Origin of the sequence: Moraxella pluranimalium (assembly GCF_002014825.1) — a bacterium.
Taxonomy (GTDB): domain Bacteria; phylum Pseudomonadota; class Gammaproteobacteria; order Pseudomonadales; family Moraxellaceae; genus Moraxella; species Moraxella pluranimalium.
This window is the reverse complement of sequence record NZ_MUYU01000015.1, coordinates 209056-215176: the sequence shown is the minus strand read 5'-3', so window position 1 is coordinate 215176 and position 6121 is coordinate 209056. Positions and strand designations below refer to the sequence as shown.

General features: G+C 45.8%; 6 protein-coding genes. 1 reads left to right on the top strand and 5 read right to left on the bottom strand.

What is annotated here, in order from left to right:
* Positions 1 to 125 precede the first annotated feature (125 nt).
* Both B0680_RS06905 and miaE read right to left on the bottom strand, forming a co-directional pair.
* Positions 126 to 1571, bottom strand: a complete 1446-nt coding sequence (locus tag B0680_RS06905; protein ID WP_228143765.1) for an NAD(P)H-hydrate dehydratase — start codon at positions 1569 to 1571, stop codon at positions 126 to 128.
* A gap of 27 nt (positions 1572 to 1598) precedes the next feature.
* A complete protein-coding gene (gene miaE, locus B0680_RS06900; RefSeq protein ID WP_078254355.1) occupies positions 1599 to 2303 on the bottom strand; it encodes a tRNA-(ms[2]io[6]A)-hydroxylase in 705 nt (234 codons plus the stop codon).
* A 602-nt stretch (positions 2304 to 2905) separates the two neighbouring features.
* Between miaE and B0680_RS06895 the strand changes: the two genes are divergently transcribed.
* Positions 2906 to 3922 (top strand): porin, encoded by a 1017-nt coding sequence (locus B0680_RS06895; RefSeq protein ID WP_078254354.1) that lies wholly within the window; start codon positions 2906 to 2908, stop codon positions 3920 to 3922.
* A gap of 198 nt (positions 3923 to 4120) precedes the next feature.
* On the opposite strand, the gene argB is transcribed toward B0680_RS06895, so the two are convergent.
* From argB to secB, 3 genes are all read right to left on the bottom strand, one after another.
* Positions 4121 to 5017: an acetylglutamate kinase gene (argB, locus tag B0680_RS06890; RefSeq protein ID WP_078254353.1), complete on the bottom strand. Its 897-nt coding sequence runs from the start codon at positions 5015 to 5017 to the stop codon at positions 4121 to 4123.
* A gap of 38 nt (positions 5018 to 5055) precedes the next feature.
* On the bottom strand, positions 5056 to 5520 hold the full coding sequence (dut, locus tag B0680_RS06885; RefSeq protein ID WP_078254352.1) for a dUTP diphosphatase: 465 nt from the start codon (positions 5518 to 5520) through the stop codon (positions 5056 to 5058).
* A gap of 137 nt (positions 5521 to 5657) precedes the next feature.
* The gene (secB, locus tag B0680_RS06880; RefSeq protein ID WP_078254351.1) at positions 5658 to 6116 is read right to left on the bottom strand and encodes a protein-export chaperone SecB; all 459 of its coding nucleotides are present in this window, start codon (positions 6114 to 6116) and stop codon (positions 5658 to 5660) included.
* Positions 6117 to 6121 lie beyond the last annotated feature (5 nt).

Below are 6121 nucleotides of genomic sequence, written 5' to 3'. Positions count from 1 at the left end.
ACTTTTGGGGTGCGGCTCAGATTTTGGGATTTTTTTTAAAGTGACTAAAGTAATCAGTGATGTGCAAAATGCCTTGCCGTTAAATGACATTAATTAACCACTAAACAGTCATCAAAAAACAACCATCAAGATGTCTTTAGCACCTGACTTGCCATTTGCCCCATCTGATTGACATCGACGACGACACCATCAGTACTGAGTATATCGCCACAGTGGGCGTGCAAAGCAACGATTTGATGAATTGGTGTATCGGGTGCTTGAGCGAGTATGCCTGCCATCATGCCGGACAGTACATCACCCATGCCGGCGGTTGCCATAGCTGCATTGCCTAGCGTGCAGATGTGAATCGTGCCGTGTTGGTCGATGGTGAGTGTGTTAGCACCTTTGAGTACCCATTGACCGCCATAGCGTGCTTGTAGTGCACGGATGGCATGGATACGGTCGGCTTCGACATCATCAGCATGGATGCCGAGCAGGCGAGCCGCCTCGGTATGATGTGGTGTGGCGATGAAATGAGCTGGCAGGCGTACATCGGAATGATGAGCTAGATGCCACAGTGCGTCCGCATCCATGATGACAGGGATGTCAAGCTGTGCCAAAGCCTGTAAAGACCGCTCAAAAACCTGCACCGACCATGCATCACGCCCAAGCCCCATACCGATACAGACGGCTGTCATATGTGTCAGTCTATCAAGCGTGATATCGCTGATATCCTGTACCATTAGATTGGGTCTGCGAGTGATGATGGCAGGGTGGTGATTGGGATGGGTGGAGATGGTGACACGACCTGCACCGACACTGATGGCAGCCTCGCCACTCATGATGACTGCACCGCCCATCGTGGGATGACCACCGATGACCATGACTGAGCCATAGTCACCCTTGTGCTGATGACTGCGTGCACCATCACGGATAGGTAGGGTGGGTAGGGTGTTATCAATCCAAGCGACCGCAGACAGCGCATCATCGGCAGGGATGAGTGGTAGGCAGACGAGCTTACCGACATGGCTTTTGGCATAGCCCATCAATAGACCTGCCTTATAACCCATCAGACACAGCGTCATATCAGCAGACATACACACAGGTAGTGGCATCCCTGTATCAGGATGTAGCCCCGTGGGGATATCGATGGCGATTTTATAGCTTGATTGGGCGTTGTACGCATCGACGACAGCTAGCATCTCATCAGAGAGCAGATGGTCTAGACCATTGCCAAATACCGCATCGATATGCACATCAGCCACCACAGGCGTATCCGTGATACTGATACCTGCATCGATGGCGGCTTGGCAGGCACACATGGCATCGGCGCTGGTTGGCGGTGCGATTTGATAGATATGCACTGTATGATGGCGTGACAGATAGACGGCGAGCAGATAGCCATCACCACCATTATTGCCACTACCGCACCAGATGCAGATTTGTGATGGTGTGAGCACTGACAGCAGATGATTTGCCATCATGAGCGCTGCTTGTTGCATCAGCCCGTAGCTGCTATTACCAGCGGCGAACCATCTACTTTCCCAGTCTTTGACGGACTTAGCCAGATATACAGGAGTGGGGTGGGTCATCATCTTATCCTTAAGTAGTATTCGGCTTTAGGCGTGTGCTTGGCTTTGTGCGAGCAGCTCACGACTTGGCACACCGCTATGAAAGCGTAGCATCTCATCAGGCGTATCAATCAGCTCTCGCTCGACTTCACGAAAGAACGCCACTCGCTCATCAATACTCTCATCGGTAATCGAGCGAGCCAGTGCCAGATAATCTTCATAATGGCGTGATTCTGATTTGAGCAGATATTTATAATAACGAGCCAATTTCTCATCATCGATGACATCAGCCAGTGCCGAGAACCGCTCACACGAACGCGCTTCAATAAACGCCCCAATAATCAGCACATCCACCATCGCAGCAGGTTCATGCGTACGCTTGTGCTTGAGCAGTCCTTTGGCATAGCGACCTGCAGGCAGATAGTGCCATGCGATACCACGATCTTTCATCAAGGACAGCACTTGTTCATAGTGTAGCATCTCTTCACGCACCAGCTGCGCCAGTCGTTCTTGCAGATCACGGTGAAATTCATAACGAAAAATCAAGTTCATCGCCGTCCCTGCCGCCTTTTTTTCGCAGTTGGCGTGGTCTTGGAGTAGTAGGGGGAGATTGTCTTTGGCAAGGCTTAGCCACGCATCGGATGTGCGACAGCCGAGAAACTCATAAATATGGCTAATATCTGTCTTGGCACGAGCACGAGTGGTAATCGTCGCCAAATCATCATCTGGGTGAATGTCGGTTGTCTGTGTCATAAATCATCCAAAAACTGTATTAAATAGGATAACTCTATTATAGCACAATTGATTTTGGAGAAATTTATCAAAATAATAAAGATATTTATTAACTAACATTACAAATATTTCTGTCATATAACTGTAACATTTGCTGATAAATTGTCCAAAAAATAGCGAACATTTGTACAAAAAAGTCAAGTTTTTGGCTCAAAAAGATGTAACAAAGTTTGTAAAAATGGGCGCAAAACACCTCATTAGCACCCAAAAATCTGTATAAAAATCATACAAATGGCAAAAAAATTAACGATTTACTTACGAAATTGTGGAAATTTTTGAATTTTTTAACTTATTGAAAAATAACAAGAAATAAAAAAATTTCACAAAATATTGGCAAAAAGTTCACAAAAGGTATTGCAAAATATTTCAAAGTTGGTATTCTATAAACACACAAATGAAACTGTGCGGAATTTTGCAAAGCTAGGTAATCAAGTGTTGCTATAAAGTTGCAAAATTCTAACTACAGAATCTGTCAAAACCCAAAAAAACCGCATCAACAGTTATACGGTTATGATATAGGTTGATGTATCGGGCATTAAGCCCAACTTTAGTGGAGAAAACCCATGAAAAAACTAGTTCTAGCTACTGCTATCGCTGCTCTATCAGTAACTGCTGCGCAAGCTGCACCTACTGTATATGGTAAAGCATTCCTAACTCTTGACACTACTACTTCAAAAACTGAAGGTCAAGAGCGTGTTGATGGTCGTACCCAGCTTAACTCAAATGCTTCACGCATTGGTGTAAAAGGCTCTGAAGCACTAACTGCAAATACTGACGTTGTATATAAGCTAGAATACCGTGTGGAAGTTGATGACAACACTCGTACTTTTGAAGCTCGTGATGCGTACCTAGGTCTAGCTAACAAGCAATATGGTACTCTACTAGCTGGTCGCCTAACTGCTATCGACGGTCGTGTTGACTATGCAAACGTAACTACTGGTGGCGTAATTGGCTATGCAGAAGTTGAGGGCGCTGCAGCTGCAGCTACTCACGGTGCTGACGGTGTTCTTGCATCATTTGATGCAGAGCGTGTAAACAACGCAATCGCATACGTTTCTCCAACTTACAATGGTCTAACTGCATCTGCAATGTATGTAATGGACGAAAATGCATCAACTGACACTTTGAATGGTGACGCTTACGGTGTTGCGGTACAATATGAGCCAGCAAACCAACCATTCCGTGCAGGCGCATCATATATTTCTGCAAGCAATGCACTTAGCGGTGAACCATTAAAAGCAGTGCGTGTATCAGGTGCTTTTGACGCAACTCCAGCATTGACTATTGGTGCGCTATATCAAAACACTGACCTAAACACCAACGACAACGAAAATACTTTCACTGTTAGCGGTAAGTACAAAACTCAAACTCCATGGACTACTTATGGTCAAGTGGATGTAGTAACTAACGCTAAAGGCGTTAAAGATGACGAAGCACAACGTTATGTCGTTGGCGGTAAGTATGCATTCAACAAGTCAGCTACCGGTCATGTATATGGTGCATTCCTAAATCAAAGCAATGCAGCAAATGTTGATACCAAATCATTCGGTATCGGTACTGGTCTAGAATACAACTTCTAATCTGAAGCGATTTTAGATACCACAAAAGCTCATCCTACGGGATGGGCTTTTTGGTTGATGATTTGAATATAAAATTGGTAGAGTGTGCACGGCGTATCTTTCTATACATCATTCTAATGGTGCGTGGTACGCACCTTACTTTTTGGGCTAAAAGAAAAGCCTACCAAATGGCAGGCTTTATCAACAAAAGACGGCGATTTATTTATCCCGCAAAATCTGTGTACCGACACCTTCTTCGGTAAAGATCTCAAGCAAGCAAGCGTGCGGTACACGACCATCGACGATGGTAGCACTACGCAGACCTGATTTGACGGCATCGAGTGCGCCAGCGATTTTTGGAATCATGCCACCTGAAATCGTACCATCAGCGATCAGTGCATCGACATCATCGGCAGATAGATGGGTTAGGACATTGCCTTGTTTATCCAGTACGCCTTTGATGTTGGTCAGCAGTAGCAGGCGCTCGGCACCGAGAAACTCAGCGACACGACTAGCAACTAGATCAGCATTGATATTGTAAGTATTACCATTGGCATCGACACCAAGCGGTGCGATGACAGGGATAAAGTCACTGGCGATGAGCATATCGATGACATCTTTATTGACCGATTCTACTTCACCGACGAAGCCAAGATCGACCGCTTGTGGGCGACCTTCGTCATCGATTTTTTGCATATATAGTTTTTTGGCACGGATAAGATTGGCGTCTTTGCCTGTCATGCCGATGGCTTTACCGCCATGTTTGTTGATTAGGCTGACGATGGATTTATTGACCTGTCCGCCAAGCACCATTTCGACGACATCCATCGTTGCTTTGTCCGTCACACGCATCCCGTCGATGCGTTCGGATTCACGGCCAAGTTCTGATAGCAGGCTATCCACCTGTGGGCCACCGCCATGCACGACGACAGGATGGATACCGACGGTCTTGAGTAGCACGATATCACGAGCAAATGAGCTCTCAAGCACAGGATCGGTCATGGCGTTGCCACCGTATTTGACGACGATCAGCTTGTCTTTGTACTTTTGGATATAAGGTAGGGCAGTGGTGATGACTTCAGCGGTGAGCTTGGCATCTTCTAAGCTTAATGACATAAAAAATCCTTCTAATTCAACATGATATAAATCTGATCTTATTGACGACCTGACGAGCCAAAGCCACCTGCACCACGCTCGCTGACATCACTAAATTCATCAACAATCTCAAAGCTAGGACGTACCACAGGCACGACCATATACTGCGCCATACGCTCAGCAGGTTCAAGCACAAAATCAGTAGCGCTGCGATTCCACACACTGACCATTAGCTCGCCTTGATAATCAGCATCGATGAGACCGACCAGATTTCCCAGTACGATGCCATGCTTATGCCCAAGCCCTGAGCGTGGCAAGATGATGCCTGCATAGTTTGGGTCGGCGATATAGATGGATAGACCTGTACCGATCAGCTTGGTTTCACCGGCTTTGATGGTGATGGGCTCATCGATACACGCACGCAAATCAATCCCTGCTGAACCATCGGTCGCACGAGTGGGTAGGGGGAAATTTGGATCTTGTCCGATTTTTGGGTTTAGGATTTTGACTTGTACACTGTTCATGGCGTCGCCTTATTTATCTAAAAATCATCTAAAGTTATCAAAATTGGCAGATATTTGCAATATGTTTGGTGATATTGTTCTGAATTTGCCAATAAAAAAGCCCGAAATATATTCGAGCTTTTTGGGGATTGCCAAAATTAGGCGTTGCCATTGGTTTCGGCTTCAGCTTGTGCTTCAAGTTGGCTTTGGATATAAGCTTGCTCAAAGTTCACTGGTGCAAGCAGCAACTGTGGGAAGCTGCCACGTGATACCATATCACTGATCGTTTCGCGTGCATAAGGGAACAGGATATTTGGGCAATAAGCTTGTAGTAGATGTGGTAAATCATCTTCAGGGATATTTTTTAGTAGGAAAATACCTGCTTGCTGTACTTCGGCGATGAATGCCACGGTGTCTTCAAGCTTGGCAGTTACGCTGACAGTCAGCACAACTTCTTTATAATCTTCATCAAGATCGGTTACGCTTGCGGCGATGTTGATGTCGGTTTCTGGTTTCCATTGCTTGGTAAAGACTTCAACGCTAGGCACTTCAAATGAAATGTCTTTGGTATAAATACGCTCAAGACCAAGCTGTGGTTGGGTTTGTTCGTCTGACATGGTAT

Coding starts and splice junctions, on each gene's coding strand:
- dut (WP_078254352.1), bottom strand. CDS start 5,520: ATGAACAGTGTACAAGTCAAAATCCTAAACCCAAAAATCGGACAAGAT.
- secB (WP_078254351.1), bottom strand. CDS start 6,116: ATGTCAGACGAACAAACCCAACCACAGCTTGGTCTTGAGCGTATTTAT.
- argB (WP_078254353.1), bottom strand. CDS start 5,017: ATGTCATTAAGCTTAGAAGATGCCAAGCTCACCGCTGAAGTCATCACC.
- B0680_RS06905 (WP_228143765.1), bottom strand. CDS start 1,571: ATGACCCACCCCACTCCTGTATATCTGGCTAAGTCCGTCAAAGACTGG.
- B0680_RS06895 (WP_078254354.1), top strand. CDS start 2,906: ATGAAAAAACTAGTTCTAGCTACTGCTATCGCTGCTCTATCAGTAACT.
- miaE (WP_078254355.1), bottom strand. CDS start 2,303: ATGACACAGACAACCGACATTCACCCAGATGATGATTTGGCGACGATT.